26 protein-coding genes are annotated in these 23,456 nt (G+C 59.5%); 17 read left to right on the top strand and 9 right to left on the bottom strand.

Going from position 1 to position 23,456, the window contains the following annotated elements; all coding sequences use genetic code 11:
* Window positions 1-68: 68 nt before the first annotated feature.
* The 3 genes from J3R80_RS01515 to J3R80_RS01505 all read left to right on the top strand — a co-directional run bounded on the left by J3R80_RS01515 (window position 69) and on the right by J3R80_RS01505 (window position 1,636).
* Entirely contained in the window at window positions 69-443 is a 375-nt protein-coding gene (locus J3R80_RS01515; protein ID WP_275392249.1) for an RNA-binding S4 domain-containing protein, read from the top strand.
* Between the two features lie 49 nt (window positions 444-492).
* Window positions 493-828 (top strand): ferredoxin FdxA, encoded by a 336-nt coding sequence (gene fdxA, locus J3R80_RS01510; RefSeq protein WP_275391987.1) that lies wholly within the window; start codon window positions 493-495, stop codon window positions 826-828.
* Window positions 829-1,126: 298 nt separating this feature from the next.
* Window positions 1,127-1,636: a CarD family transcriptional regulator gene (locus tag J3R80_RS01505; protein ID WP_275391986.1), complete on the top strand. Its 510-nt coding sequence runs from the start codon at window positions 1,127-1,129 to the stop codon at window positions 1,634-1,636.
* A 61-nt stretch (window positions 1,637-1,697) separates the two neighbouring features.
* Here the strand turns inward: J3R80_RS01505 and cobS are convergent, their stop codons facing one another.
* On the bottom strand, window positions 1,698-2,486 hold the full coding sequence (gene cobS / locus J3R80_RS01500) for an adenosylcobinamide-GDP ribazoletransferase (protein ID WP_275391985.1): 789 nt from the start codon (window positions 2,484-2,486) through the stop codon (window positions 1,698-1,700).
* 80 nt (window positions 2,487-2,566) lie between these two features.
* On the opposite strand from cobS, the gene cobT reads away from it, so the two are divergent.
* A complete protein-coding gene (cobT, locus tag J3R80_RS01495; protein WP_275391984.1) occupies window positions 2,567-3,586 on the top strand; it encodes a nicotinate-nucleotide--dimethylbenzimidazole phosphoribosyltransferase in 1,020 nt (339 codons plus the stop codon).
* 3 nt (window positions 3,587-3,589) lie between these two features.
* On the opposite strand, the gene J3R80_RS01490 is transcribed toward cobT, so the two are convergent.
* Complete coding sequence (locus J3R80_RS01490) at window positions 3,590-4,051, bottom strand: Lrp/AsnC family transcriptional regulator (RefSeq protein WP_275391983.1); 462 nt, start codon at window positions 4,049-4,051, stop codon at window positions 3,590-3,592.
* A 140-nt stretch (window positions 4,052-4,191) separates the two neighbouring features.
* On the opposite strand from J3R80_RS01490, the gene hppD reads away from it, so the two are divergent.
* Window positions 4,192-5,289 carry a 4-hydroxyphenylpyruvate dioxygenase gene (hppD, locus tag J3R80_RS01485; RefSeq protein WP_275391982.1) on the top strand — a complete coding sequence of 366 codons (1,098 nt, stop codon included), beginning with the start codon at window positions 4,192-4,194 and terminating at the stop codon, window positions 5,287-5,289.
* 73 nt (window positions 5,290-5,362) lie between these two features.
* Here hppD and J3R80_RS01480 read toward each other — a convergent pair whose 3' ends face one another.
* Window positions 5,363-8,302, bottom strand: coding sequence for a hypothetical protein (locus J3R80_RS01480; RefSeq protein ID WP_275391981.1), 2,940 nt, complete (start codon window positions 8,300-8,302; stop codon window positions 5,363-5,365).
* 189 nt (window positions 8,303-8,491) lie between these two features.
* Here J3R80_RS01480 and J3R80_RS01475 point away from each other — a divergent pair, with 189 nt between their 5' ends.
* Entirely contained in the window at window positions 8,492-9,190 is a 699-nt protein-coding gene (locus tag J3R80_RS01475) for an SIMPL domain-containing protein (protein WP_275391980.1), read from the top strand.
* 69 nt (window positions 9,191-9,259) lie between these two features.
* On the opposite strand, the gene J3R80_RS01470 is transcribed toward J3R80_RS01475, so the two are convergent.
* Entirely contained in the window at window positions 9,260-10,552 is a 1,293-nt protein-coding gene (locus J3R80_RS01470) for an O-acetylhomoserine aminocarboxypropyltransferase/cysteine synthase family protein (RefSeq protein WP_275391979.1), read from the bottom strand.
* Between the two features lie 180 nt (window positions 10,553-10,732).
* Here J3R80_RS01470 and J3R80_RS01465 point away from each other — a divergent pair, with 180 nt between their 5' ends.
* Window positions 10,733-11,146 (top strand): VOC family protein, encoded by a 414-nt coding sequence (locus J3R80_RS01465; RefSeq protein ID WP_275391978.1) that lies wholly within the window; start codon window positions 10,733-10,735, stop codon window positions 11,144-11,146.
* A 219-nt stretch (window positions 11,147-11,365) separates the two neighbouring features.
* Complete coding sequence (locus tag J3R80_RS01460; RefSeq protein ID WP_275391977.1) at window positions 11,366-11,572, top strand: cold-shock protein; 207 nt, start codon at window positions 11,366-11,368, stop codon at window positions 11,570-11,572.
* 96 nt (window positions 11,573-11,668) lie between these two features.
* Here the strand turns inward: J3R80_RS01460 and J3R80_RS01455 are convergent, their stop codons facing one another.
* Window positions 11,669-12,682: a hypothetical protein gene (locus J3R80_RS01455; RefSeq protein WP_275391976.1), complete on the bottom strand. Its 1,014-nt coding sequence runs from the start codon at window positions 12,680-12,682 to the stop codon at window positions 11,669-11,671.
* A gap of 167 nt (window positions 12,683-12,849) precedes the next feature.
* Here J3R80_RS01455 and J3R80_RS01450 point away from each other — a divergent pair, with 167 nt between their 5' ends.
* The gene (locus J3R80_RS01450) at window positions 12,850-13,263 is read left to right on the top strand and encodes a hypothetical protein (RefSeq protein WP_275391975.1); all 414 of its coding nucleotides are present in this window, start codon (window positions 12,850-12,852) and stop codon (window positions 13,261-13,263) included.
* Between the two features lie 18 nt (window positions 13,264-13,281).
* Here the strand turns inward: J3R80_RS01450 and J3R80_RS01445 are convergent, their stop codons facing one another.
* The 4 genes from J3R80_RS01445 to J3R80_RS01430 all read right to left on the bottom strand — a co-directional run bounded on the left by J3R80_RS01445 (window position 13,282) and on the right by J3R80_RS01430 (window position 16,025).
* Window positions 13,282-13,776, bottom strand: a complete 495-nt coding sequence (locus J3R80_RS01445; RefSeq protein WP_275391974.1) for a flavin reductase family protein — start codon at window positions 13,774-13,776, stop codon at window positions 13,282-13,284.
* Between the two features lie 146 nt (window positions 13,777-13,922).
* Window positions 13,923-14,981 carry a YeeE/YedE family protein gene (locus J3R80_RS01440; protein ID WP_275391973.1) on the bottom strand — a complete coding sequence of 353 codons (1,059 nt, stop codon included), beginning with the start codon at window positions 14,979-14,981 and terminating at the stop codon, window positions 13,923-13,925.
* 124 nt (window positions 14,982-15,105) lie between these two features.
* On the bottom strand, window positions 15,106-15,471 hold the full coding sequence (locus J3R80_RS01435; RefSeq protein WP_275392248.1) for a metalloregulator ArsR/SmtB family transcription factor: 366 nt from the start codon (window positions 15,469-15,471) through the stop codon (window positions 15,106-15,108).
* Window positions 15,472-15,605: 134 nt separating this feature from the next.
* Entirely contained in the window at window positions 15,606-16,025 is a 420-nt protein-coding gene (locus J3R80_RS01430) for a hypothetical protein (protein WP_275391972.1), read from the bottom strand.
* Window positions 16,026-16,109: 84 nt separating this feature from the next.
* Here J3R80_RS01430 and J3R80_RS01425 point away from each other — a divergent pair, with 84 nt between their 5' ends.
* The 8 genes from J3R80_RS01425 (at window position 16,110) to J3R80_RS01390 (ending at window position 23,385) form a co-directional block, all read left to right on the top strand.
* Complete coding sequence (locus J3R80_RS01425) at window positions 16,110-16,847, top strand: cytochrome c biogenesis protein CcdA (protein ID WP_275391971.1); 738 nt, start codon at window positions 16,110-16,112, stop codon at window positions 16,845-16,847.
* A 174-nt stretch (window positions 16,848-17,021) separates the two neighbouring features.
* Window positions 17,022-17,492, top strand: a complete 471-nt coding sequence (gene soxX / locus J3R80_RS01420) for a sulfur oxidation c-type cytochrome SoxX (protein WP_275391970.1) — start codon at window positions 17,022-17,024, stop codon at window positions 17,490-17,492.
* A 37-nt stretch (window positions 17,493-17,529) separates the two neighbouring features.
* A complete protein-coding gene (soxY, locus tag J3R80_RS01415; protein WP_275391969.1) occupies window positions 17,530-17,946 on the top strand; it encodes a thiosulfate oxidation carrier protein SoxY in 417 nt (138 codons plus the stop codon).
* A gap of 18 nt (window positions 17,947-17,964) precedes the next feature.
* A complete protein-coding gene (soxZ, locus tag J3R80_RS01410; protein ID WP_275391968.1) occupies window positions 17,965-18,294 on the top strand; it encodes a thiosulfate oxidation carrier complex protein SoxZ in 330 nt (109 codons plus the stop codon).
* Between the two features lie 27 nt (window positions 18,295-18,321).
* Window positions 18,322-19,173, top strand: coding sequence for a sulfur oxidation c-type cytochrome SoxA (gene soxA / locus J3R80_RS01405; protein WP_275391967.1), 852 nt, complete (start codon window positions 18,322-18,324; stop codon window positions 19,171-19,173).
* 110 nt (window positions 19,174-19,283) lie between these two features.
* Window positions 19,284-20,981, top strand: coding sequence for a thiosulfohydrolase SoxB (gene soxB / locus J3R80_RS01400; protein ID WP_275391966.1), 1,698 nt, complete (start codon window positions 19,284-19,286; stop codon window positions 20,979-20,981).
* 93 nt (window positions 20,982-21,074) lie between these two features.
* Window positions 21,075-22,355 carry a sulfite dehydrogenase gene (gene soxC, locus J3R80_RS01395; protein ID WP_275391965.1) on the top strand — a complete coding sequence of 427 codons (1,281 nt, stop codon included), beginning with the start codon at window positions 21,075-21,077 and terminating at the stop codon, window positions 22,353-22,355.
* The gene (locus J3R80_RS01390; RefSeq protein ID WP_275391964.1) at window positions 22,339-23,385 is read left to right on the top strand and encodes a c-type cytochrome; all 1,047 of its coding nucleotides are present in this window, start codon (window positions 22,339-22,341) and stop codon (window positions 23,383-23,385) included. The genes soxC and J3R80_RS01390 overlap by 17 nt, the downstream gene beginning before the upstream one ends.
* Window positions 23,386-23,456 lie beyond the last annotated feature (71 nt).

The following is a 23,456-nucleotide window of genomic DNA, read 5'->3' as shown; positions in this document are numbered from 1 at the left end:
ATAAGGAACAGTCCACCGGGTCCGGGGGCGGTGCGTCTGCCCCCGCTCCGGGTGGGCATGGTCCCAGAATGCGGGCCGACAAATGGCTGTGGCACGCGCGGTTCTTCAAGACGCGCGGATTGGCCACGAAACTGATTGCAGCCGGGCATTTGCGGGTCAACAGCGACAAGGTTTCGAAGCCGTCCTTCGGTGTGGGGGCGGGGGACGTTCTGACCTTTCCGCAAGGACGTCAGGTGCGGGTGATCCGAATCCTTGCCCTGTCAACGCGGCGTGGTCCGGCGCCCGAGGCACAAAGTCTCTATGATGACCTCGACCCGCCGGATATGCGCAAGAACACCGTCCCGGATCCAGCCCGGCCCGGAACCCAGTCTGACCGCAAAGGGCGTCCGACAAAGAAAGATCGTCGCAGCTTGGACCTTTCGCGCAAGCGATACCTTGAATGATCGCGTCGCCTGCCATATTGGGTGCTGTATGCCAAAGTGAGGTGTCATCATGACCTATGTCGTCTTAGACAATTGTATCGCCTGCAAATACACGGATTGTGTGGAAGTCTGCCCCGTGGATTGCTTCTATGAGGGCGAGAACATGCTGGTGATTCACCCCGATGAATGCATCGATTGTGGCGTGTGCGAACCGGAGTGCCCCGCTGATGCAATCCGTGCCGACACCGAGCCGGGCACTGAAAGCTGGGTCGAGTTCAATCGCAAATACTCCGAGCTTTGGCCCGTGATCATCGAGCGCAAAGATCCATTGCCGGACGCGGAAGAGCGGGACGGTGAGGACGGCAAGCTGCAGAAATACTTCTCGGAAGCGCCTGCTGAACAGTGATTCGTCACTGCTGCGAAATCGCGCCAGTTTGTTCGATATTTGACCGCCGGTCAGTCTGTTAAATCACGAGGGTAAAAGCAAAAATCAGCCCCGCCGCACTGCGGCGCTTTCGTCTTGCCGAATTTTGTGGTATGATGACCAAGATTTTGTTGGGGCAAGCAACATCAAACACTGGTGATACGTACCGAAAATGATCACTAACCGACGGGTATCTTGGTGCCCTGCGGTTTTTTTGTCGCTCGGTCCAGAAATGCCCGCCCAGCAGAAAACAACGTCAATTACGCAAAGGATGCGTCGTATGAGTAAGAAAAAGTTGGATTTCCGCCCGAACGAGTATGTCGTCTATCCGGCCCACGGGGTCGGCCAGATCATCTCGATTGAAGAGCAGGAAGTCGCTGGGATCTCGCTGGAGCTGTTTGTCATTTCGTTCGAAAAAGACAAGATGACCCTGCGGGTTCCGACCCACAAGGCCACCGAAGTCGGGATGCGCAATCTTGCCAGCCCGGACGAAGTGTCCGATGCCATGAAAACCCTGAAAGGCAAGGCGCGCGTCAAACGCGCCATGTGGTCACGCCGCGCGCAGGAATACGAGCAAAAGATCAACTCTGGCGATCTGATTGCAATCGCCGAGGTCGTGCGCGACCTCCACCGGACCGATGATCAGCGTGAACAAAGCTATTCCGAACGTCAGCTCTATGAAGCCGCGTTGGAACGCTTGACCCGCGAGGTTTCGGCTGTTGACGGTGGCGATGAACTGGCCGCGCAGAAAAAGATTGGCGACGTGTTGCAATCCCGCGCTGCTGCGTAAGCGATCCGTTAGGAATGTTGACCGCCGCCTGTATCTGTCAGGCGGTGGTTTTCGTTTGCGATTATGTCAGTAAGGTTGCGAACACCGCCAATGCCGAGATTTCAGCAACCTGCTGACTGGCCCCAAGAATGTCCCCGGTCTGGCCGCCGATTTTCTGCCGGGCAATGATGGCAAGGATCACCATGCTCAGCCCGACCCAGATGAACAGGGCGACAAGGGCGTAGGGGGTCAGGATCAAGGCCGCCAACAAGGTGCATCCCATGGCAAGCGTCAACGTGTTCTGCGGCACCCGTCCGACGGATTGTGACAGGCCGGTGTCGCGGGCATTTGGCAAGGCAAACATCAACGCCACCATGGGCATCCGACTGACGATCCCGACCACAAGCAGCGCCCAGAACGCGCCCTCAGATGGCAGGATCACCGCCAGGGCCGAGGCGCGCAGCCCAAGCGACAAAGCCAGCGCAATCACGCCATAGGCACCGATGCGGCTGTCCTTCATGATCTCCAATCGACGTGTCTGGGTGATGCCACCCCAAAGCCCGTCTGCGGTATCGGCCAGCCCGTCTTCATGCATCGCGCCGGTGATCATCACCTGCGCGACCAGCACGGCCACCGCAGCCCATAAGGCGGGCAGGCCAAGGCCAAGGGCGGCAAACCCGACCAGCGCGCCCAGTCCAGCCGGAATTACGCCGACAAGGGGCCATGCCCAGGCCGACCGCGCGCCGCGCTTCACGGCGGCGTCCGTGTCCACCCTGATCGGCAACCGCGTCAGAAGCCCGACCGCCGCCGGGATGTCCGCCTGCGTTGCCAAAGGATCGTCGTCAAGTGGGCGGCTGTCGTCTTTGGTCATATTAGGTCTTTTGCGGTCTGGTTGTGGTCCGACGTCATGGGTAAAGAGAGAGGCATCGGGAATCAATCGGGAACCACGCCATGACCAGCACGCCCTTCGCCACCCTTGCCGCGTTCAAAGCCCTGCTTGCAGAGGCGTCAGGCCCCGATACCGCAGCCCGCGCGGCGGCCGAGGAGCGCAACGGCCAACTGACCAAACCCCCCGGTGCGCTGGGGCGGCTGGAAGAACTGGCCATCTGGTATGGCAGTTGGCGCGGCTCCGGGCGCCCCGAGATCAAGGCCCCTCAGGTCATTGTTTTCGCGGGCAATCATGGCGTTACGGCGCAGGGTGTATCTGCCTTTCCGGCCGAGGTGACCGAACAGATGGTGCTGAACTTCCAGCATGGCGGTGCGGCGATCAACCAATTGTCCAAGACGTTCGGGGCGAAGATGGATGTGCACGCGCTGTCTCTGGATCGGCCCACGGCGGATTTCACCCAAGGACCAGCAATGAGCGAGGAGGAATTGGTCGAAGCATTGCTGGCGGGTTGGACCGCAGTAGATGCAGACACTGACCTTCTGGTCACGGGCGAGATGGGGATTGGAAATACGACTTCGGCGGCTGCAATCGCACATGCGCTGTTTGGAGGCGAGGCTGCGGATTGGGTCGGGCGTGGCACTGGCGTGGACGATACGGGCGTCGCACTGAAGGCGCGTGTGGTGGCTGACGGTCTGGCGCAAAATCCCGCAGCCAAGGGCGACGGGGCCGAGGCGCTGCGCTGTCTTGGTGGACGTGAGGTGGCCGCAATGGCCGGCGCCATCGCGCGGGCGCGGGTGGATCATATCCCGGTGATCATCGACGGTTTCATCTGCTCTGCGGCTGCGGCCTGTCTGCATCACATGTCAGATACGGCCCTTGATCACACCGTCGCAGGTCACGCGTCTGCCGAGGCCGCACATGGGCGCGTTCTGTCCGCGCTGGGGAAAGAGCCGCTTCTGTCGCTGGGAATGCGTCTGGGCGAAGGGTCGGGGGCAGCATTGGCCATCGGCATCCTGCAAGGCGCCGTGGCGTGCCATTCCGGTATGGCAACCTTTGCCGAGGCGGGTGTGGCAGACGGCTGATCCTTACCCGTGATCGGTCGGCAGGGGTGTGTCCTGCTTGACGTGGTCCAGCACGATCTGGCTTTGCACCCGCGCGACAGATGGGTGTGGCAACAGAACTTCGTGGATCAACACGTTCAGGGCCGCAAGGTCGCTGCAATAAACCCGCATGAGATAGTCGGAGTTGCCGGTCAGGGTCCAAACGGATGTGACCTCGCTGCGCAGATTGACCAGCCGCAGAAAGGCGCGCGCCGCTTCCGGCGACTGGCTTTCCATCTGCACCTGCACGAAGGCTTGCACCTGCAAACCCAGCCGTGCCGGATCAAGCCGCGCCGAATAGGCACGGATATAGCCTTGTTCTTCCAGCCGCGCACGTCTGCGCCCGGCCTGGCTGGGCGACAGGTTCAAATGCTCGCCCAAATCCTGCGCCGTCATCTGGGCGTTGCGCTGCAGTGCTTTCAGCAGTTTTCGGTCTGTTTCATCCATATGCGTGAATCCTGCGCTTTTCTTCAGTATGTGCGCATAACGCGCAAAACTATAAGTAAACTGTGCAAAGAATGCGCGAAAATATCAAGCCATATGCAGGATATTCACTCTATAACGTGTTAACGAACAGGAGTGAGCCTATGGGACCGTTTCCACACGACGCCCCGCGCGCAGAAATCAACGACAAGAACCCCGCTGGAACCGACGGGTTCGAGTTTGTCGAGTTCGCCCATCCAGACCCGCAGGAATTGCGCGATCTGTTCACCAAGATGGGTTTTGAGCACACGGCCAACCACAAGACCCGCAAGATCGAACTGTGGCAGCAGGGTGATGTCAGCTATCTGATCAATATCGAACCGGGCAGTCATGCGGCGAAATTCATCGCCGAACATGGTCCCTGCGCGCCGTCGATGGGCTGGCGGGTGGTCAATGCGCAGCACGCGTTTGATCATGCGGTGAAGATGGGCGCCAAACCCTATGAGGGTGACGGCAAAGCGATGGACGTGCCGGCGATTTACGGCATCGGTGACTCGCTGATCTATTTCATCGACCAGTATTTCGACACCAGCGCCTATAATGATGAGTTCGACTGGATTTCGAACGCTCATCCCAAGGGCGTGGGGTTCTACTACCTCGATCACCTGACCCATAACGTGTTCAAGGGGAACATGGATGTGTGGTTCAAGTTCTACGGCGATTTGTTCAATTTCCGCGAAATCCGGTTTTTCGACATTCAGGGCAAACATAGCGGGCTTTACAGCCGTGCGCTGACCTCGCCCTGTGGCAAGATCCGCATCCCGATCAATGAAGACCGTGGCGAAAAAGGCCAAATCGTTGCGTATCTTGAAAAATACAAAGGCGAAGGCATTCAGCATATCGCGGTGGGTACGGAAGATATCTATGCGTCTGTAGATGAGATCGCAGGACGTGGCTTGAAATTCATGCCCGGCCCGAACGAGACCTATTACGATATGTCCTATGACCGCGTGAAAGATCACGAAGAGCCGAAGGACAAGATGATGAAACATGGCATTCTGATCGACGGCGAAGGGGTTCTTGGCGGTGGTGAAACGCGCATCCTGCTGCAGATTTTTTCGAAAACCGTGATTGGCCCGATCTTCTTCGAGTTCATCCAGCGCAAGGGCGATGACGGGTTTGGCGAAGGGAACTTCAAAGCCCTGTTCGAATCCATCGAACGCGAGCAGATCGAAAACGGTGAGCTGGGCGACGTGGCCTGACACAGAGAAAGCCGGAGCGAAGTCTCGGCCGTGAACAAGAACGCCCGGTGGTTTGACCATCGGGCGTTTTTTCCTAGCTGAACGGCAGCACTTCCAAGGTGACGGATCGCGACCCTTTTTTGTAGACAAGTGCGGTTGACGATATCGACACGACCTTGCCGCCATCCAGACGGCTGCCGACACCCACCTTCTGATACCGTCCCGAGGGCAGGCGCACCAATGCGCGCCGCGACGACGATGATCCATAAATCCCGATCAGGCTAATCTTGCGCAGGTTGATAGCGTTCCGGATCGTGGCTTGCTGGGCGACCGAAGCGCGCGTCGGGATGCTGGGCGTCACGCTTTGTTGTGGCGATGCCGCTGCGACCGCGACCGAGCCATCGGAAGCATCATCACGTGCTGCATTGCTGCGCTCGACAATCTTGTTAAATCCGGACGGACGATGGCGTGGTTCACGCGAGCTCACGATGGCCTGTTTGGTTGGTGCAATGATCCCGGCAGTCGATGGGTTGCCAGCGTCGTCATTTGCAGATGGATCGTCGGCGGCCTGCAACGCGGCGGTGATCGCGGCGGCCTGTGCAGCGGCGCGGGGGGTGGTCGGGCGCGCGCGCGGGCGCAGCCCGGCAAGCTCGGTTCGCGTTCGACCGCCCAGTTGCAAACGCTCGTTGCCCTCGATCAAGCCTTCGGGGCGTGCACGTGGACGGATGCGGGGCAAGGTAGGGGCGGCGTCAACTGTCTCTTCCACCGTCGGAACAACCACGTCGCTGCCCGGTCGCGGGGCAGGGACGAGAGCGGGTCTTCCCGCAAAAACCATCACGCCGTCGGGCGACAATGCGCCTTGGGGTGTGGCAACAACCAAACCGTCACTGTCGAGCGCGAATGTGGTGCCAAGCGGTGGGGGCGGGGCTGTGTTGACCGCGGTGGCCGCACCGCTGGACAACCCTGTCACGGGCAGCGCCACGGCGTCTTGCACGGCCGTTTTCGGGTCAATCGACGCGACATATAGGTCATCCAGATCGGTGGTTTCCGGGCTGGTCAGGGGGTCCGGCGCGCGTTGCCAGATACCGGTTGCGGCGTAACGCGCTTGTGCGGCTTCGGGTGTCAGAGGGTCGCGCGCACCCGTTGCGACCCGCGCCTGATCTTCGTCAATTTCTTCAAGCGCGGCGTTGGCTTCGTCTTCCCGGCTTTCCTGTGCAAACGCATCGGGATCGGTTGAAATTGCCGCTTCAAACGGATCTTCACGCTCGGGAAACAGCCAAGCTGTGCTGTCATTCAGGAAAAACATCGACCAGACGGCCACAACGACCATCAGCAAAAGAAGGCCCAGCACCAGAAACAGGCCCAGATATTTAGGTTTTCCACCGACGTACTGGGCTTGTCTTGCGCCGAAAACCGTCATCGTTTCCGCCTCGCGCGCGCGCGGCGACGGAACGCGTGGCGGCTTCGCTACCCGCATCGAACGTTCCTTGCCGCCCTTGCCACCGGCCTGAGAAGGGGGCGGGGCTATGGCGGTTTCGGATGGGTCTGCGGACGATGCAGCGGGCTGTTTGCGAAGCGACGGAATGGCCACCTTGGGGCGGGCAGTTTTGGGTTGCTCGGTTCTGTCGCGACGCCGCTCTTCGATCTTCTGGGCGGTCTTGCGCCCGAGCTTGCCAGCAGCATCCGCCGCACTGGCCAGGCCTGCCGCGCCTTTTCGGGCAGCGGCAGACAGTTTTTCGGAACCTCTGCCACCGACGGCTTTCGCGCGTTCCTTCGGGCCAATGCGGGGTTCGCCAAGGGCGGGATCATCCCCGAAAACCACGGGCGAAGTCACGGGCACATGGACGGGTTTCTGTACAGGTGGCTCGGGCGGGTCGGAGGGTTTCCCAACCGGCGGCGCTTTGTCGTCCGGGGTTTCACGGTCAACACCCAGCGACAGACGTGGTTTAACGTCCACGTTGACCGGCGCGGTGTCGGGTTTGCTGGAGGCCGGATCCTCGACGCGTCGGGACGAGAAGGTGGGTGCCTCAGGCTCGGGGTCGGGCACGGTTTCGGGCGCTTCGGGCAAGGTGAAAGGCGGTGGCGGCGGCACGATCCCCGACACTTTTTTGTCGGATGCAGGGGGAGCGTCGGCGGAGGCTTTGCCGCCCTCGACCACCGGAGAGCTTGGTGGAACGGTCGAAGCCGGTGCATCTGCTGGCTTTTCAATCCCATCCGTCTTGGCCGGGGGGGTGATCTCTGCGTCAGATTTCGCGATGACCGCGGCGTCGGGCATCGGTTCTGGTGGGCGCTCGGATGATGTGTCTCGGGCCTTGGCAGGCGGCGGCGTTGTGGGTGTTTGTTCGTCGGGCGTTGGCGGGAAAGGCGCAAGTTCGGGCAGGGCAGACGTGCCGGATTGATCCTTATCCACCTTCTGTTGCGCCGAGGTCTTGGCGGCTGCATTCGCCTCGCCCGAGCCAGACCCGGCTCGCGCGCTGTTGCCAATGGCCCCGAGCAGCTCGGGCACGGGAGCATGGTCAGGTTCAACCGTCACACCGGCAGCGACGGCACCACTTTTCGCCGGGCCAAAGAACGCTTCGTCCAGGAAACTGCCGGACGGGCGGGCCACCAGGCAAAGTGGGTTCAGGTTGTGTTCATTGGCAAAGGCTTCGGCCTCATCCAATGTTTCGCGTGCCACAACAGCGACATGAACCATCCCGTCTTCCTGCGGGTCGGCACGCCAGTCAAAGACCAGATCGTCAACGTCGTAAGGGGTCAGACCCTCAAGCCCTTCGCGGATCCGGGCCGCGCGGCTTGCGTCGTCGGGGCCGGGTGCCGTCATGCTGGTGAACAAAAGCTGCGATGGTGGGATGATCAGCTTGCAGCTGAACCCGCCACTCTCCAGGTCGGCGGCCTTGCGGCGCAACAGATCCAGCCCGCTGGACAGGTCGGGATGATCCAGCGACACTTCGCCCACCAACACCCAGCCACCCTTGCCGCGATGGACAAGTCCGATACCGTCATGGCTGAGATCAAGCGCAAAATTGGGCTTCATACTGATTGTCGTCCTGCTATGACCCTTCCCGGAGAAATTCCGGAACCCCCGAACGTGCGAAAAAAGCCCACTGGCTGGGCGCACCTCTTTGAAACTATAGCAGGTTTTCGCTTATGGAAAGAGCAGGAGGTCATCCGACCTTGCGCCCGGCAGATATCGGCGCAAAGTGGCGCAAAACAGGAGAGCAAGATGCGGAAAACGATAGCGATTTTTGGGGTGATGATGGCCATGGCCTCGCCGGTCTGGGCAAACGACGATGACGCGCGGCTGACGGTCACCGGGCAGGGCATCGCCGAGGTTGTCCCTGATATGGCACGGATCAGTCTTGGTGTGACGAAAGAAGCGACCGAGGCGGGAGATGCGCTGGATCAGGTGGCGAAAGTCGCGCAGGATATCTTTGATCGCCTGTCCCAACAGGGGATCGAGCCGCGCGATATGCAAAGCTCTCAGATCAACCTGTCGCCGAAATATGACTACAACCGCAACTCGGACGGTCCGCCGAAACTGGTTGGGTTCACCGCCAACACCATGGTGTCGGTGCGGGTGCGCGATCTGGACCGGTTGGGGGCGATCATGACGGCTGTCACTGCGGATGGAGCCAATCAACTCAATGGGTTGCAGTTCGATCTTCAAGATCGTGGCCCGGCGGAAGATACGGCGCGGACAAATGCTGTAGCCGATGCGATGGCGCGGGCGAAGGTGCTTGCGGACGCGGCTGGTGTTACGCTGGGCTCGATCGTTTCGATCCACGAAGGCGGATCGCGCGCGCCCGCACCCGTCTATGGCCGCATGGCGATGGAGGCCGCGAAGTCTGACATGCCAATTGCGGCGGGCGAGCTTGAGATCGGAGCCAGCGTGACGATGGTGTTCAAACTGGATCAAAATTGACGAGCAAGTATTTGATTGGAAATAAAAAGGCCGCCAGACGAGGCGGCCTTTTCGCGTCTAAAACGCTGCCTAGGCCGTGGCCTTCGCCAGCGCCTGATCCAGATCGGCGATGATGTCGTCGGGGTCTTCGATGCCGATGGAAATCCGCACAACATTGGGCGCAGCCCCTGCGGCTTCCTGTTGTTCGGGCGACAATTGCCGGTGCGTGGTCGAGGCAGAGTGGATGATCAGCGAGCGGGTATCGCCAAGGTTGGCGACGTGGCTGAACAACTCCAGACTGTCGACCAGCTTGACGCAAGCGTCGTAACCGCCCTTGACCGCCACCGTAAACAGCGCACCCGCACCCTTCGGGCAGACGGTCGCGACGCGGGATTTATAGGGCGAGCTGTCCAGCCCCGCATAGGTCACGGCGTCGATCCGGTCGTCGGCCTCCAGCCATTTGGCGACCTTTTCGGCGTTGGCAACGTGTTTCTGCATCCGAAGCGACAGGGTTTCGATGCCCATCAGCGTGTAATGCGCCGCTTGCGGGTTCATCGTCATGCCCAGATCGCGCAGGCCAATGGCGATGCCGTGGAAGGTGAAGGCCATCGGGCCAAGTGCCTCGGCGAAGACCAAGCCGTGATAGGCGGGCTCGGGCTGGCTGAGCGACGGGAACTTGTCGGACGCCATCCAGTCGAACTTGCCCGAATCCACCACGCAGCCGCCCATTACCGTGCCGTTGCCGGTCAGGTATTTGGTGGTCGAATGCACGACCAGCGTGGCCCCCAGCGCAATCGGGTTGCACAGGTAAGGCGTGGCCGAAGTGTTGTCGACGATCAGCGGCACGCCGGCCTTGTCGGCAATCGCGGCAATGGCGGGGATGTCGGTGATGTATCCGCCGGGATTGGCGATGGACTCACAGAACACCGCACGGGTGTCGTCGTCGATGGCGGCGGCCACGGCGGCTTCGTCATCGAAATCGACGAATTTGGTTTCCCAGCCGAAGCGTTTGATGGTTTGGCTCAGTTGCGTGACCGATCCGCCATAAAGACGGGTCGAGGCCACGACATTCTTGCCCGGACCCATCAGCGGGAACAGCGCCATGATCTGGGCTGCGTGCCCCGAAGAACAGCAAACAGCACCCGCGCCACCTTCCAATGCCGCGATGCGGTTTTGCAGGGCGGCAACCGTGGGGTTGGTCAGGCGGGAATAGATATAGCCGACCTCTTCCAGATTAAAGAGCCGTGCAGCGTGTTCAGCGTCTTTGAACACGTAAGCGGTGGTTTGATAGATCGGCACCTGACGGGCACCTGTGGCGGGGTCAGGCTCGGTCCCTGCGTGGATTTGCAGCGTGTCAAAGCCCAGTTGGTGGTCGTCGGACATGGATGTCTCCCTCGTTTTCGTTGCGCGCAGGCTAGGCGAAAGGGCGCGACGCTTCAACGGGTCTTGCACGCCGCCGCACCCGCAGGGAACCAGATTGGAACTGCGTTCAGCCCAATGCTTTGAACTGGTCCTTTTTTCGCACCCTGCTATGGTTTTCAAAACCTTGTTCCGGAGCACACCATGCCCACGCCGTTCCACCTTGCCGTCAACGTGACCGATCTGAATGAAACGCGGGCGTTCTACGGCGATCTTCTGGGGTGCCGCGAAGGGCGGTCGACCGACAGTTGGGTGGATTACGACTTTTTTGGTCATCAGCTCAGCCTTCATCTGGGCACACCGTTTGAAACGGCCGAGACCGGCAAGGTCGGCGCCCATATGGTGGCGATGCCGCATTTTGGCGTGGTGCTTGCGCTTGACGACTGGCGCGCGCTGGCCGACCGGCTGGAAGCGGCTGGCACCGAATGGGTGATCCCGCCGACAGTCCGGTTCGAAGGCGAGGCGGGTGAGCAATGGACCATGTTCTTTCGCGACCCGTCCGGCAACCCGATCGAGGTGAAGGGATTTCGGGACATGACAAAGGTCTTTGCGACCTGACCGGCGCAGCGCCGGATGGCGATGACGCGGGATACGCAGGTTCCCTCCTAAAATCCGCAGTTTGTGAATAGAGCTTGTATTTCCGGTGCAACGGCCCCATGTAGGCTCTGCGACGTTACCACTATCGACTACACTGCTCCTGAAGGCTCAGTCTCTCGATCTTGTACTGACTTTGCCAACCTGCCGCATAACGTGGGCAGACCAAATAGGAGAAAAACGATGGCTACTGGAACCGTCAAATGGTTTAACGCAACTAAAGGTTTTGGCTTTATTGCACCCGAAAGCGGCGGCAAAGACGTGTTTGTGCACATCTCGGCTGTTGAGCGTGCTGGCCTGACCGGTCTGGCAGACGACCAGAAAGTGACTTTCGATATCGAGCCCGGCCGTGACGGCCGTGAAAGCGCGACTAATATCGCTCTGGCATAAGGACCGGGCCGTTCGCGGCCTCATCCTTTCAGACACAGAAGGCGCATCGTAAGCGATGCGCCTTTTCTTATGGAATGTCCCCGCGCGCGCGCGCCGTCACCGCATCCAGAATCCTTCGCGTTTGATCTGATTTCGTATTTTTTGTTCGCGCCGGGGCAGGGCGTCGCGGTCAAACATGTCGCGCACCTTTTGGCCGCGCCCCTGATAGATCATCCGCTTCATCGGATCATATTCTTTCAGGATCTTCTTGATCTTGTTGGGCGCGGACGCGCTTTCGATCACATCAATCACACGGTCGCTTTCACGCGCATAGGCCAACGGCAGGATGCGCCAGTGGCACGAGACGTCCCCGTCCAGACCGGCAAGTTCCGGCCCCGGTCGACCGCCGCCAAAGCTCGAGATCACCAAGGGCAGGGCGATCTGGTCCAGCCATGGAAAAAGCTCCTGGCAGACAAGCGCCTTGGGCCGGTCATCGCGGATCGTCAGTGCATACTCCAGAAATCGCTGCCCGAAGGCGCGCGGGCACGCGCCAAAAAACCAGCCTGCGTTGAAATACATGTAGCGTTGCCAGTATTCGTCCGGGTGGCTCAGATCCAGCGATGCCGCGTAGTCCAGGCCGAACTTGTCATAGAGCGATTGCCACGTCGCGCCATATCCCGGCCCATACAGTTCGACCTTGGGCCATGTGTTTTCACGCTTCATTGACGCCGCGGGGCGATTGAAGTCAAACGGCACTTCGGACAGGTTCCCGGTGATCACGGTGTCGGTATCAAAGAAGACGAATGGTTGGCCTTCGGGCAATGACAGAAGGGCCTCGATTTTGTTGCCATTGGGGTAATCATGGCCGAAATGGCGGTTTTCAAACGGGACGATTTCGGCGCCAAGGGCGTCCAACGCCTCGCGGATATGCGGCTTGATGCGCGGATCGTTTGGCCAGCGGTCCGACGGTTGTGGTTCAGCGATATACAGTTTGCCACTGAAATCCGGGTCCGATTGGCGCAAGGATGCCGCAAACAAAAGCGCTTCATAGGACAATCTGCCCGATTGGGCGACAATCACGATATTGAAATCAGGGCGTGATTTCGCCGATTTGCGGGGGGGCTTTGTCATCTGTGCTTTGCCTGCGCTTTTTATTTCGGGCAGTATATGCAGGATGGGGGCGAGTCTGAAAGCGTTTCAAACGGGGCGTGCGTCCAGAGAGTTCGCCGAGGGTTCAATATCCCGGCGCATCATGTTGTAAATATTGGTCTATTGTGTTGATCTTGAAGGAGTTGAGTATGTTGAAAACGGTGATCGCAGCGGTCGTTCTGGCAGGTTTTGCAGCACCTTCGGTGGCGCAAAACTTTACAACAGCGGACGAGGTGCGGCCAATACTTGACGCCACCAAGGGAAGTTGGGTCGCAGTAAGAGAGTATGACGGCAAGGATCTGTTGTATTTTACGCATCTTCTGGCGTGGCGGTGTGGGCTGGAGCAGATCCATTACTCTCTGAATGGTCAGCAAGAGCGGCAGTTTGATGCGGAGCCGTGTTATGAAGACGAACCCCAGCCAAATGCGATCAAGGTGGAAGACAAACTGCCGTATCTGGAGTTTGATCTGAAGTCGATTGATCTGGTTTCGGTCCGGCTTGTCTATGATGATGGCAGTGAAGCCATGACAAGCTATGAACGTGCCCAGATCATGACAAACTGACAGGGCCGTGCGCGTGCGTCACGGCGTGTCATCAAACCCACCGAACCGACCGGCATGAAAGGTCAGCGGACGGCCTTCATGTGCCGTGACCCGATGCACCCGCCCCAACACGATCGAATGATCTCCGGCATCGACAACCTGTTCGGTTGTGCAGTCGAAACGGGCAAGGCATGGCTCGATCACGGGCACGCCATGGAAATCCTCACGGCAGTTCAGGTTGGAAAAATCCTCGCCCTGACGCGCAAAACGGCGGGCGATATCGGTTTGATCGTCACACAGCAAATGAACGGCGAAATGTTCGGCGGCGACAAAAGCGTCGTGGCGGGCCGACACTTTGGCCGGGCACCACAGGATCAGCGGCGGGTCCAGTGAGACCGAGGTAAAGCTGTTGACCGTCATCGCCAGCGGCCCCCGCAGGGACTTGGCGGTCACGATGGTCACGCCCGTGGTGAACAGGCCAAGGGCCGCGCGAAACGCGGCGGCGTGATCCGGGCTGGGCGTGAAGTTGGTCATGACCCTGTGGTTCCCTGTCTTCCTTTGCGTCCGATTGCGGGCAACCGGGTCGTTTCAGGGGCGGACCCTAACTTGCGGAAAGTTGCGTGGAAAGAGCGAAAGCGGCTCTGGCCAATGAACCGCATGCGTTTTTCAGCCCTTGGGCCTTACTCGGCGACGGCGAAACCGGAAATCAGTTGCCGCAGCCCGAAGGCGGCCCCGGCAATGATCGCCAGAAATGTCACGGGTGCGCCGTAATACAGGATCGCGAAGGCGGACAAGCCTTGCCCGATGGAACATCCAAAGGCGATGACCGCCCCCAGTCCCATGATCGCCGCACCACCCATTTGCCGCTTCAACTCGCGCGGGTCTTCACAGGCCTCCCATCGGAAATGCCCCTTGAAGAGACTGCCGATAAAGGCGCCGACCAGAACGCCAGCCACGCTGCCGACGCCGAAATTCAGCGCCGACCCGGACGAGGTCATCAGATAGATCATGGTGTCGCCCAGCGGGGCCGAGAAGGTGTGACTTTCCACCGGGATCGGGTCGAAGCCGTTGGCAAAGATCCACGCTGTGCCACCCCAGCCGATCACCACCGCCAGCCCAGCGACCACTGCCCAGAACGCGGTTTGGGGGGCCTGCCGCAATTCTTTGCTGGTGAACATGATCAGGATGAGAATGGCGCCAATCGCGGTGCCGATGGTTGAGGTGGATAACCCCAAAAGCGCCTCGAGTTTGACCGAAATTGACGGCAAGGCGGCAGGATCCGCAGGGGTTTCAGGAAAAACCAGCACCCGCAGATGCGCCAGCGGTCCCGAGATCGCAACATAGGCGGACAAGCCCATCACCACGACGATCACGAAGGCGCGCAAATCACCGCCACCAAGCCGTGCCAAGGCACCGAAGCCGCAATTGCCGGACAGGGCCATGCCATAGCCGAACAGCAGACCGCCGATGACGGATGCCAGTGGGTTCCAGCCCAGTCGCAGATAGATAGCCTCTTCCGGCTGAACGATCCCCGCGCCGATCAGCAGGTGGGAACCAATCATGGCCACGCCGATCGCAATGCCCCACATACGCATACGAAGCGACGATCCGGCATATAGCGCATCTTCGATGGCGCCCAACGTGCAGAAGCGCCCCAACCGGGCCGACAGACCCAGCATCACACCACCAACAAGGCCGATGAGTGCTGCAAGATTGGTGTCACTGATCCAGTCGAACATGGGTGAATGCTCCTGTATCCCGGATCGGGAGTTATGCCGACTGTATTTCGGTCAGCCGCGAAAACCGTTTGTAACTTTGTCTTTTCACGCGGCTTCTCTGCAGAGGGCGAGGAAAGAAAGCCCCTTATTCAGCCGCCTTCTTGACGTCGTTCGTGTCGCCGACCGAACAAAACAATTCGTAGATCACTTCCAGAATGCGGCGGGGACGCTCGTCCGTTAAGGAATAATAGATCGTCTTGCCCTCGCGGCGCGGGGTAACAAGCCCCTCAAGACGCAAGCGTGCCAGTTGTTGCGAAACGGCAGCTTGTCTGGCGTGCAAAAGGTGCTCCAGCTCTGTCACGGATTTTTCGCCGGTGACCAGATGGCACAGGATCATCAGCCGACCTTCATGGCTGATCGCCTTAAGAAGGGTCGAGGCGTCGCAGGCGCTGGTCATCATTTTGTCCAGCTCGTCGCTTGTCATATCCTCGCGGATGACCGGCAATGCCATAGTGGTGTCCTTCTTGTTGATACCGCTTCCCGTTGTCATATAGACGTATCACGGTTATTGCAATCTGGCTGGCCATTCCACCGCCTGACCGTGTTTCAGCAGGCACATGAAGTCGCCACAAGTCGCGCGGCAGATCAGTTGGTGATCTGCTCAGGCGCGACCTTGGTGTCCACCGGGGCGGAGTAGCTTGTGTTTTCGATCAGTATCTGTTCAAGCAAGCCCCAGAAAAAATCTTCGCCCGGATAGCCCTGTATCCGGGCCAGCTCGACCCCGTCTTCGATCAGTAGAAAGGTCGGGGTGAACATCACGGGCCGATCGAGCGTCATGCCTAGACTGTCCGGCCCATTCTTTTTGCGCAGATCATGCAGCTGCACCTTGCGCAACGGTGCAAACTGGCCTTCGGGGGTCTTGGGATAGATCGCGCCCAGTTCGCGTTCCCATTTCGCACACCAAGGGCATCCGGGCTCTTCGACCATCACCAAATCTGCCGCAAAGGCTGGGATCGCGATCACGTTCAAAAGCAGGGCGGTCAGAACAGCACGAATACGCGACATAAATTTGATCCTGTGTCGGGAAAAGGTTGACCTTGTTTCAATACAACACCTAATTTGAATATGTCCTGATTTCAAGGAATGGTCATGCTCGACATTTCATTTGCTGGTGCAGCCCTTGCCGGGCTACTGTCTTTCTTTACGCCCTGCATCCTGCCGATGGTGCCGTTTTACCTGTGCTATATGGCGGGCATCTCGATGAACGAGCTGACGGGCGAGGGCAGGATCAGCCAGGGCGCACAACGGCGACTGGTGGTGTCTGCGATCGCATTTGCATTGGGCGTGACGACGATCTTCATCCTGTTGGGGCTGGGGGCGACGGCGCTGGGGTCCGCGTTCGCGCGCTATAAAGAGCCGCTTAGCTATGTCGGGGCGGCAATCCTGTTGGCGTTCGGCCTGCATTTCCTGGGCATCGTCAAAATCCCATTCTTGTATCGCGAGGCGCGGTTGGAAAGCACGGCGGCCCCCAGCACCCTGATCGGGGCGTATGTGATGGGGCTGGCCTTCGGCTTTGGCTGGACGCCTTGCGTGGGTCCGGCGCTGGCATCGATTCTGATGATCGCGTCGGGGATGGGAGATCTGTGGCGCGGGGCGTTGCTGTTGGCGGTCTATGGGCTGGCGATGACGATGCCTTTCGTCATTGCGGCGCTGTTTGCGCGGCCATTTCTGGCCTGGGCCGGTCGCAATCGGAAGTATTTGCCATGGGTCGAGCGGACAATGGGCGTGATGTTGATCGTCTTTGCAGCATTGATCGCCACAAACAGCGTGAATGCAATCGGGCAATTCATGCTGGAGTGGATGCCGTGGTTCAGCAATATTGGCTGACCGTTGAAATTATGGCTCTGATACAATGGGGTAACTCAAGTGCGGGCGCCACCCCGGCGCTGCCGCCCGTCGCTGCACCTGCGAAAAATTCAAAAATTAGAATTTGATGTTGCGGAAATTACTTAGCGTGTTACGTTGCACACAGTTGTGCACACAACCGACATGGGAGGTATCATGAAGCGGACAACGATCACGCTTGTCGCTCTGCTTGCGGGGCTTGGAATGGCAAACGCCGAAACGGTGGCGCCAGCGGACGTAACCTATGAAGAAGGGGCCGTCGCCCAGTCTTTGACAGGGGTCGCGGGCAACCCGGCGGAAGGCGCCAAAGTCGTATCGACAAAATCACTGGGCAACTGTGTTGCCTGTCACGAAATCACAGATCTGGCCGACGTGCCGTTCCATGGCGAAGTTGGCCCGCTGCTTGACGGCGCTGGCGACCGGTGGAGCGAGGCGGAACTGCGCGGCATCGTGGCCAATGCCAAGATGATGTTCGAAGACTCGATGATGCCGTCTTTCTATAAGACGGATGGATTTACGCGTCTGGGCAACGCCTATACCGGCAAGGCCCATGAAGGCGAAGTTGAACCGCTGCTGACTGCGCAGCAGATCGAAGACGTTGTCGCCTATCTGATGACGCTGCAATAAGCGCGCGGATCGGCAACCCAATATACAGGAGACACAGATGAAATTCACACGACGTGAAGCTCTGGCACTTGGTCTCGGCGCGACCGCCGTGGCGATGTTGCCGATGCGCGCCGCCGCCGCTGCGGATGACGCGATTGCTGCCTTTACCGGCGGTGCCGAAATGGGCGAAGGTGGGATCACCCTGACCGCGCCCGAAATTGCCGAAAATGGCAACACAGTTCCGGTTTCGGTGGATGCTCCCGGCGCAGAATCGATCATTCTGCTGGCCGCTGGCAACCCGACCCCCGGCGTGGCGCAATTCAACTTCGGCGAAGCGGCGGGCAGCCAAGCTGCATCCACCCGGATGCGTCTGGCGGGCACGCAAGACGTGATCGCGATCGCCAAGATGTCCGATGGCAGCTTTGTGAAAGCGTCGTCGACCGTGAAAGTCACAATCGGCGGCTGCGGCGGCTAATCAGAGGAGCTTGAAGACATGGCAAAAGGTGTAAAACCCCGCGTGAAAGTCCCGAAATCGGCAAGTGCCGGTGAGGTGGTGACCCTGAAAACCCTGATCAGCCACAAGATGGAATCGGGCCAGCGCAAAGATGGCGACGGCAACCTGATCCCGCGCTCGATCATCAACCGGTTCACCTGCGAGCTGAACGGCAAGATGGTCATCGACGTGACGCTGGAGCCCGCGATTTCAACCAACCCTTATCTTGAATTTGACGCCACCGTCGAAGAGGCTGGCGATTTCAAGTTCACTTGGTACGACGATGATGGCTCGGTTTACGAAGAAACCAAGCCGATCGCAGTCAGCTAAGCGCGGCGCAAGGGAGGAGAAACAATAATGAAAAAACTTCACGGCATAGCAGCTTTGGTCGCTGCCTCGTTCACCGGGGCGGCGATTGCCACAGCCGATGAAAACGCTGAACTTATCACCAATGGCGATATTGAAATCGTCACCAAGACCGCAGCGCCGGAACATCTGTCGGATGCGTTCGACGAGGTGTTGTCGGGCTGGCGATTCCGGTCGGATCAAACGCAGTCCATGCAGATGGATGACTTTGACAACCCTGGCATGCTGGGGGCTGAAAACGGGGCTGACATCTGGGCCACGGCCGACGGATCCGAAGGCAAATCCTGTGCGGATTGTCATGGTGAGCCGGAAGAGATGGCCGGTGTGAAGGCCGTTTATCCGAAGTGGAACGAAGAGGCGGGCGAGGTGCGCACGCTTCAGATGCAGGTGAATGATTGTCGCGAAAACCGTATGGGGGCTGAACCTTGGGGCTATGACAGCAGCGCCGCAGTTGATGTCGAGGCGCTTTTGGCCTCGGTCTCGCGCGGGATGCCGGTTAATGTCGCCATTGACGGCCCGGCGCAGTCCACCTGGGAACAGGGCAAGGAAATCTACTATACCCGCTATGGTCAGCTTGAGCTGAGCTGCGCGAATTGCCATGAAAACAACTATGGCAACATGATCCGGGCCGACCACCTGAGTCAGGGTCAGATCAATGGGTTCCCGACCTATCGCCTGAAAAACACCAAACTGAACGGGGCGCATTCGCGCTTCAAGGGCTGCATTCGCGACACCCGTGCCGAGACGTTCAACGCCGGATCGCCCGAGTTCGTGGCGCTTGAACTTTATGTCGCCTCGCGCGGCAACGGCCTGTCGATCGAAGGGCCGTCGGTCCGCAACTAAACATCTGCCCCGCCTGAATGTCGTTCGGGCGGGGTATCTTTTTCTAAACACATTCAAGCCTTCGCATGGGTTGTGGCCAGCAACGGTTTGAAAGCCAAGGGAAACCGCTTATGATCTCTCGCCGTGATTTTCTTCAGGTCTCAATGGCAGCCTCGGCCCTTTATGGTGCGTCGGGCTTTGGCAACTGGGCCAAGCTTGCCGCGCAGCAGGCGTTGACGCAGGATGATCTTCTGAAGTTCGACACCTTTGGCAATGTCAGCCTGATCCACATCACCGACATTCATGCGCAGCTGAAGCCGATCTATTTCCGCGAGCCCGAGATCAACCTGGGTGTCGGCGCGGCAAAGGGACAGATGCCGCATGTGACCGGTGCGGATTTCCGGCGGGCTTACGGGATCGAGGATGGATCACCCAATGCTTATGCGCTGACCTATAACGATTTCTCGGCATTGGCGCAGAGCTATGGCCGGGTCGGCGGGATGGACCGCGTGGCCACCGTGGTGAACGCCATCCGGGCCGAGCGACCCGATGCGCTGCTTCTGGATGGCGGCGACACGTGGCACGGGTCTTACACCTGCCATCACACGCAAGGCCAAGACGTGGTCAACGTCATGAACGCGCTGAAGCCCGATGCGATGACCTTCCATTGGGAGTTCACGCTGGGGTCGGACCGGGTGAACGAAATTGTCGAGGGGCTGCCCTTCGCCGCGCTTGGCCAGAACATCTTTGACGCCGAATGGGACGAGCCGGCCGAGTTGTTCAAACCCTACAAGTTCTTTGAACGCGGTGGCGTGAAGGTGGCGGTGATCGGGCAGGCCTTCCCCTATATGCCGATTGCCAATCCGGGCTGGATGTTCCCCGAATACTCATTCGGTATACGTGACGAAAACATGCAAGCCATGGTGGACGAGGTGCGCGCAGCAGGCGCCGAGCTTGTCGTCGTGCTCAGCCACAATGGTTTTGACGTGGACAAGAAGATGGCGGGCAAGGTGACGGGGATCGACGTGATCCTGTCGGGCCACACCCATGATGCGCTGCCTGAACCGGTGCAGGTCGAACAGACGTTCATCATTGCCTCTGGCTCGAATTCGAAATTTGTCAGCCGCGTCGATCTGGACGTGCGCGACGGCAAGATGATGGGCATCCGCCACAAGCTGATCCCGATCTTCGCCGACGTGATCGCGCCGGATGCCACGATCACACAACTGATTGACGAGCAACGCGCGCCCTATCAGGCCGAGTTGGAGGAGGTGATCGGAACAACCGATACGCTGCTTTATCGCCGCGGCAATTTCAACGGCTCGTGGGATGACCTGATCTGTGACGCGCTGATCAACGAGCGCGAGGCGGATATCGCCATGTCGCCCGGCGTGCGCTGGGGGCCGTCGATCCTGCCGGGGCAGGAGATCACGCGCGAAGATATCTGGAACGTGACCTCGATGTCCTATGGGCAGGCTTATCGTACCGAAATGACGGGCGAGTTCATCCACACGATCCTTGAGGACGTGGCCGACAACCTGTTCAACCCCGATCCCTATTACCAGCAGGGCGGGGACATGGTGCGCATCGGTGGCATGGGCTACCGCATCGACATCACCAAGCCGCAGGGCTACCGGATCACCGAAATGACACTTCTGAAAACCGGCGAGGCGATTGACCCGGCCAAGACCTATGTGGTCGCGGGCTGGGCATCAGTGAACGAGGGCACCGAAGGTCCGCAAATCTGGGATGTGGTTGAAAGCCATATCAAGAAGCAAGGCACCATAACACTGGATCCGAACAATTCGGTCACGGTGGTCGGCGCCTGATCAAACACGGCTCGGGGCACATGCTTCGGGCCATTTTTCAAAGCCTATCCATGCACATAGGCGAATATTGAGATGCAAGAGGAGAGATGCCAAATGAGTGACAGCTCTACGAAAACCGGCGCATCCCGGCGCGCGTTCCTGAAAGGGGCCGCGGCAACCGGGGCCGCCCTTGGGGCCGCTGGGGCCGCACGTGCCGAAGATGATCCACTGATCACCGAGGTTCAGGATTGGGCCAGCGGTTTTGGCGACGGGGTGGATGCGACACCCTATGGCCTGCCGATTGAATACGAAGACGACGTGGTGCGCCGCACCGTCGAATGGCTGACCGCGGACACGATCAGTTCAATCAACTTCACGCCCATCCACGCGCTGGACGGCACGATTACGCCGCAGGGTTGCGCGTTTGAACGCCACCATTCGGGGGCGATCAGCCTGCGCAAGGAAGACTATCGCCTGATGATCAACGGGCTGGTCGATACGCCGCTCGTGTTCTCTTACCAAGACCTTGAGCGCTTCCCGCGTGTCACGCGCACCTTCTTTCTGGAATGCGCCGCGAACACCGGTATGGAATGGGCGGGCGCGCAGCTGAATGGCGCGCAATACACTCACGGCATGATCCACAACATGGAATATACCGGCGTGACCTTGCGCACTTTGCTTGAGGAAGCTGGGTTGACGGCCGCTGGCGACCTTGCGGGCAAGTGGGTCTATGTCGAAGGCGCGGATGCGTCTTCGAACGGCCGCTCGATCCCGATCGAAAAGGCGCTGGATGACTGCATGGTGGCCTTCAAGGCAAACGGCGAGGCCCTGCGTATGGAACATGGCTATCCGGTCCGTCTGGTTGTTCCCGGCTGGGAAGGCAACATGTGGGTCAAGTGGCTGCGCCGGATCGAGGTGATGGATAAGCCGGTTGAAAGCCGGGAAGAGACCTCGAAATACACCGACACGCTGGCCGATGGCACCTCGCGCAAATGGACGTGGACGATGGATGCCAAGTCGATCATCACCAGCCCCAGCCCCCAAATGCCAATCACTCACGGCAAGGGGCCCTTGGTCATCACCGGGCTTGCGTGGTCAGGCAACGGTGCGATCACGGCCGTCGATGTGTCGCTGGATGGCGGCGTGACCTGGCAAGAGGCACGGTTGGCCGAACCCGGAAAGCCGATGGCGCTGAGCCGGTTCTATCTGGATATTGATTGGGACGGGTCGGAAATGTTCCTGCAGTCGCGCGCGATGGATGCCTCGGGCTATGTGCAGCCCACCAAGGCGCAGCTGCGCGACGTGCGCGGGTTGAACTCGATCTATCACAACAACGGTATCCAGACCTGGCATGTCAACGCAAACGGGGAGGCAAACAATGTCGAAGTTTCCTAAGTTCCTGATGGCAACTGCGGTTGCCACCCTGACTGCGGCACCTGCCATCGCCGAAAAGCTGGGTCTGGGCCGTGCGGCCACGGATGGCGAAGTGGCGGCGTGGAATCTTGATGTGTTTCCTGACGGATCGAACCTGCCCGAAGGCTCGGGCGATGTTTTGACCGGGGAAACCGTCTTTTCCGAAAATTGCGCATCGTGCCATGGCGAGTTTGCCGAAGGTGTGGATAACTGGCCGAAACTGGCAGGCGGCGACGGCAGCCTGGCGGACGAAGATCCGCTGAAGACGGTGGGGTCTTACTGGCCTTATCTGTCGACCACGTTTGACTATGTGCGCCGCTCGATGCCCTTCGGATCGGCACAGACGCTGTCCGATGACGATGTTTATGCCATCGTGGCCTATATTCTTTACTCCAACTATCTGGTGGACGAAGATTTCACCCTGTCGAAAGACACCTTTCTGGAGGTCGAGATGCCGAACGCGGACGGGTTCATCGTCGATGACCGCGCCGAGACCGAATACGGCTCCTTTACCAACCGCTGCATGAGCGATTGCAAACCCGGTCCGGTTGAGATCACCCGCAACGTCGTGTTCAAAGGCGATCCGAACGCGGGAGCCGATGCGGATGAGGTGCAGACCACAGCGCCCGCAACCACGGACGAGGCAGCCGCCCCAGCCGGTGACGAAGCCCCCAAGGCGGTCGCGTTCGATGCAGATCTGGCCGAGAAAGGTGAGAAGGTCTTCAAGAAATGCAAGGCTTGCCACAAGGTGGGAGAGGGCGCGCAGAATGGCGTTGGCCCCGTGCTGAATGGCGTCTGGGAACGAACCGCTGGTGCTGTTGACGGCTTCAAATACTCCAAGCCGATGATGGCCGCTGGCGAAGGCGGGTTGGTGTGGGACACGGAAAGCCTGTCGGGCTATCTGGCCAACCCGCGCAACTATCTGAAGGGCAACAAGATGACCTTCGCGGGCTTGAAAAAAGAGGCGGATATCGAGGCGGTCCTCGAATTTCTGAAGTCACACAGCCAGTAAACCATTCATACCCCGACTCGGGCGTCGTTGGATGAGAATGACGCCCTTTTTTTCAACTCAGGTTTGGGGAA

It is taken from the genome of Aliiroseovarius sp. Z3 (assembly GCF_029105185.1).
Taxonomy (GTDB): Bacteria; Pseudomonadota; Alphaproteobacteria; order Rhodobacterales; family Rhodobacteraceae; genus Aliiroseovarius.
This window is presented reverse-complemented; position numbering and strand designations above follow the sequence as displayed.

Excerpts from the sequence above, each read along its gene's own strand:
- J3R80_RS01515 (WP_275392249.1), top strand. The coding sequence starts at position 69 with ATGCGGGCCGACAAATGGCTGTGGCACGCGCGGTTCTTCAAGACGCGC.
- fdxA (WP_275391987.1), top strand. The coding sequence starts at position 493 with ATGACCTATGTCGTCTTAGACAATTGTATCGCCTGCAAATACACGGAT.
- J3R80_RS01505 (WP_275391986.1), top strand. The coding sequence starts at position 1,127 with ATGAGTAAGAAAAAGTTGGATTTCCGCCCGAACGAGTATGTCGTCTAT.
- cobS (WP_275391985.1), bottom strand. The coding sequence starts at position 2,486 with ATGACCAAAGACGACAGCCGCCCACTTGACGACGATCCTTTGGCAACG.
- cobT (WP_275391984.1), top strand. The coding sequence starts at position 2,567 with ATGACCAGCACGCCCTTCGCCACCCTTGCCGCGTTCAAAGCCCTGCTT.
- J3R80_RS01490 (WP_275391983.1), bottom strand. The coding sequence starts at position 4,051 with ATGGATGAAACAGACCGAAAACTGCTGAAAGCACTGCAGCGCAACGCC.
- hppD (WP_275391982.1), top strand. The coding sequence starts at position 4,192 with ATGGGACCGTTTCCACACGACGCCCCGCGCGCAGAAATCAACGACAAG.
- J3R80_RS01480 (WP_275391981.1), bottom strand. The coding sequence starts at position 8,302 with ATGAAGCCCAATTTTGCGCTTGATCTCAGCCATGACGGTATCGGACTT.
- J3R80_RS01475 (WP_275391980.1), top strand. The coding sequence starts at position 8,492 with ATGCGGAAAACGATAGCGATTTTTGGGGTGATGATGGCCATGGCCTCG.
- J3R80_RS01470 (WP_275391979.1), bottom strand. The coding sequence starts at position 10,552 with ATGTCCGACGACCACCAACTGGGCTTTGACACGCTGCAAATCCACGCA.
- J3R80_RS01465 (WP_275391978.1), top strand. The coding sequence starts at position 10,733 with ATGCCCACGCCGTTCCACCTTGCCGTCAACGTGACCGATCTGAATGAA.
- J3R80_RS01460 (WP_275391977.1), top strand. The coding sequence starts at position 11,366 with ATGGCTACTGGAACCGTCAAATGGTTTAACGCAACTAAAGGTTTTGGC.
- J3R80_RS01455 (WP_275391976.1), bottom strand. The coding sequence starts at position 12,682 with ATGACAAAGCCCCCCCGCAAATCGGCGAAATCACGCCCTGATTTCAAT.
- J3R80_RS01450 (WP_275391975.1), top strand. The coding sequence starts at position 12,850 with ATGTTGAAAACGGTGATCGCAGCGGTCGTTCTGGCAGGTTTTGCAGCA.
- J3R80_RS01445 (WP_275391974.1), bottom strand. The coding sequence starts at position 13,776 with ATGACCAACTTCACGCCCAGCCCGGATCACGCCGCCGCGTTTCGCGCG.
- J3R80_RS01440 (WP_275391973.1), bottom strand. The coding sequence starts at position 14,981 with ATGTTCGACTGGATCAGTGACACCAATCTTGCAGCACTCATCGGCCTT.
- J3R80_RS01435 (WP_275392248.1), bottom strand. The coding sequence starts at position 15,471 with ATGGCATTGCCGGTCATCCGCGAGGATATGACAAGCGACGAGCTGGAC.
- J3R80_RS01430 (WP_275391972.1), bottom strand. The coding sequence starts at position 16,025 with ATGTCGCGTATTCGTGCTGTTCTGACCGCCCTGCTTTTGAACGTGATC.
- J3R80_RS01425 (WP_275391971.1), top strand. The coding sequence starts at position 16,110 with ATGCTCGACATTTCATTTGCTGGTGCAGCCCTTGCCGGGCTACTGTCT.
- soxX (WP_275391970.1), top strand. The coding sequence starts at position 17,022 with ATGAAGCGGACAACGATCACGCTTGTCGCTCTGCTTGCGGGGCTTGGA.
- soxY (WP_275391969.1), top strand. The coding sequence starts at position 17,530 with ATGAAATTCACACGACGTGAAGCTCTGGCACTTGGTCTCGGCGCGACC.
- soxZ (WP_275391968.1), top strand. The coding sequence starts at position 17,965 with ATGGCAAAAGGTGTAAAACCCCGCGTGAAAGTCCCGAAATCGGCAAGT.
- soxA (WP_275391967.1), top strand. The coding sequence starts at position 18,322 with ATGAAAAAACTTCACGGCATAGCAGCTTTGGTCGCTGCCTCGTTCACC.
- soxB (WP_275391966.1), top strand. The coding sequence starts at position 19,284 with ATGATCTCTCGCCGTGATTTTCTTCAGGTCTCAATGGCAGCCTCGGCC.
- soxC (WP_275391965.1), top strand. The coding sequence starts at position 21,075 with ATGAGTGACAGCTCTACGAAAACCGGCGCATCCCGGCGCGCGTTCCTG.
- J3R80_RS01390 (WP_275391964.1), top strand. The coding sequence starts at position 22,339 with ATGTCGAAGTTTCCTAAGTTCCTGATGGCAACTGCGGTTGCCACCCTG.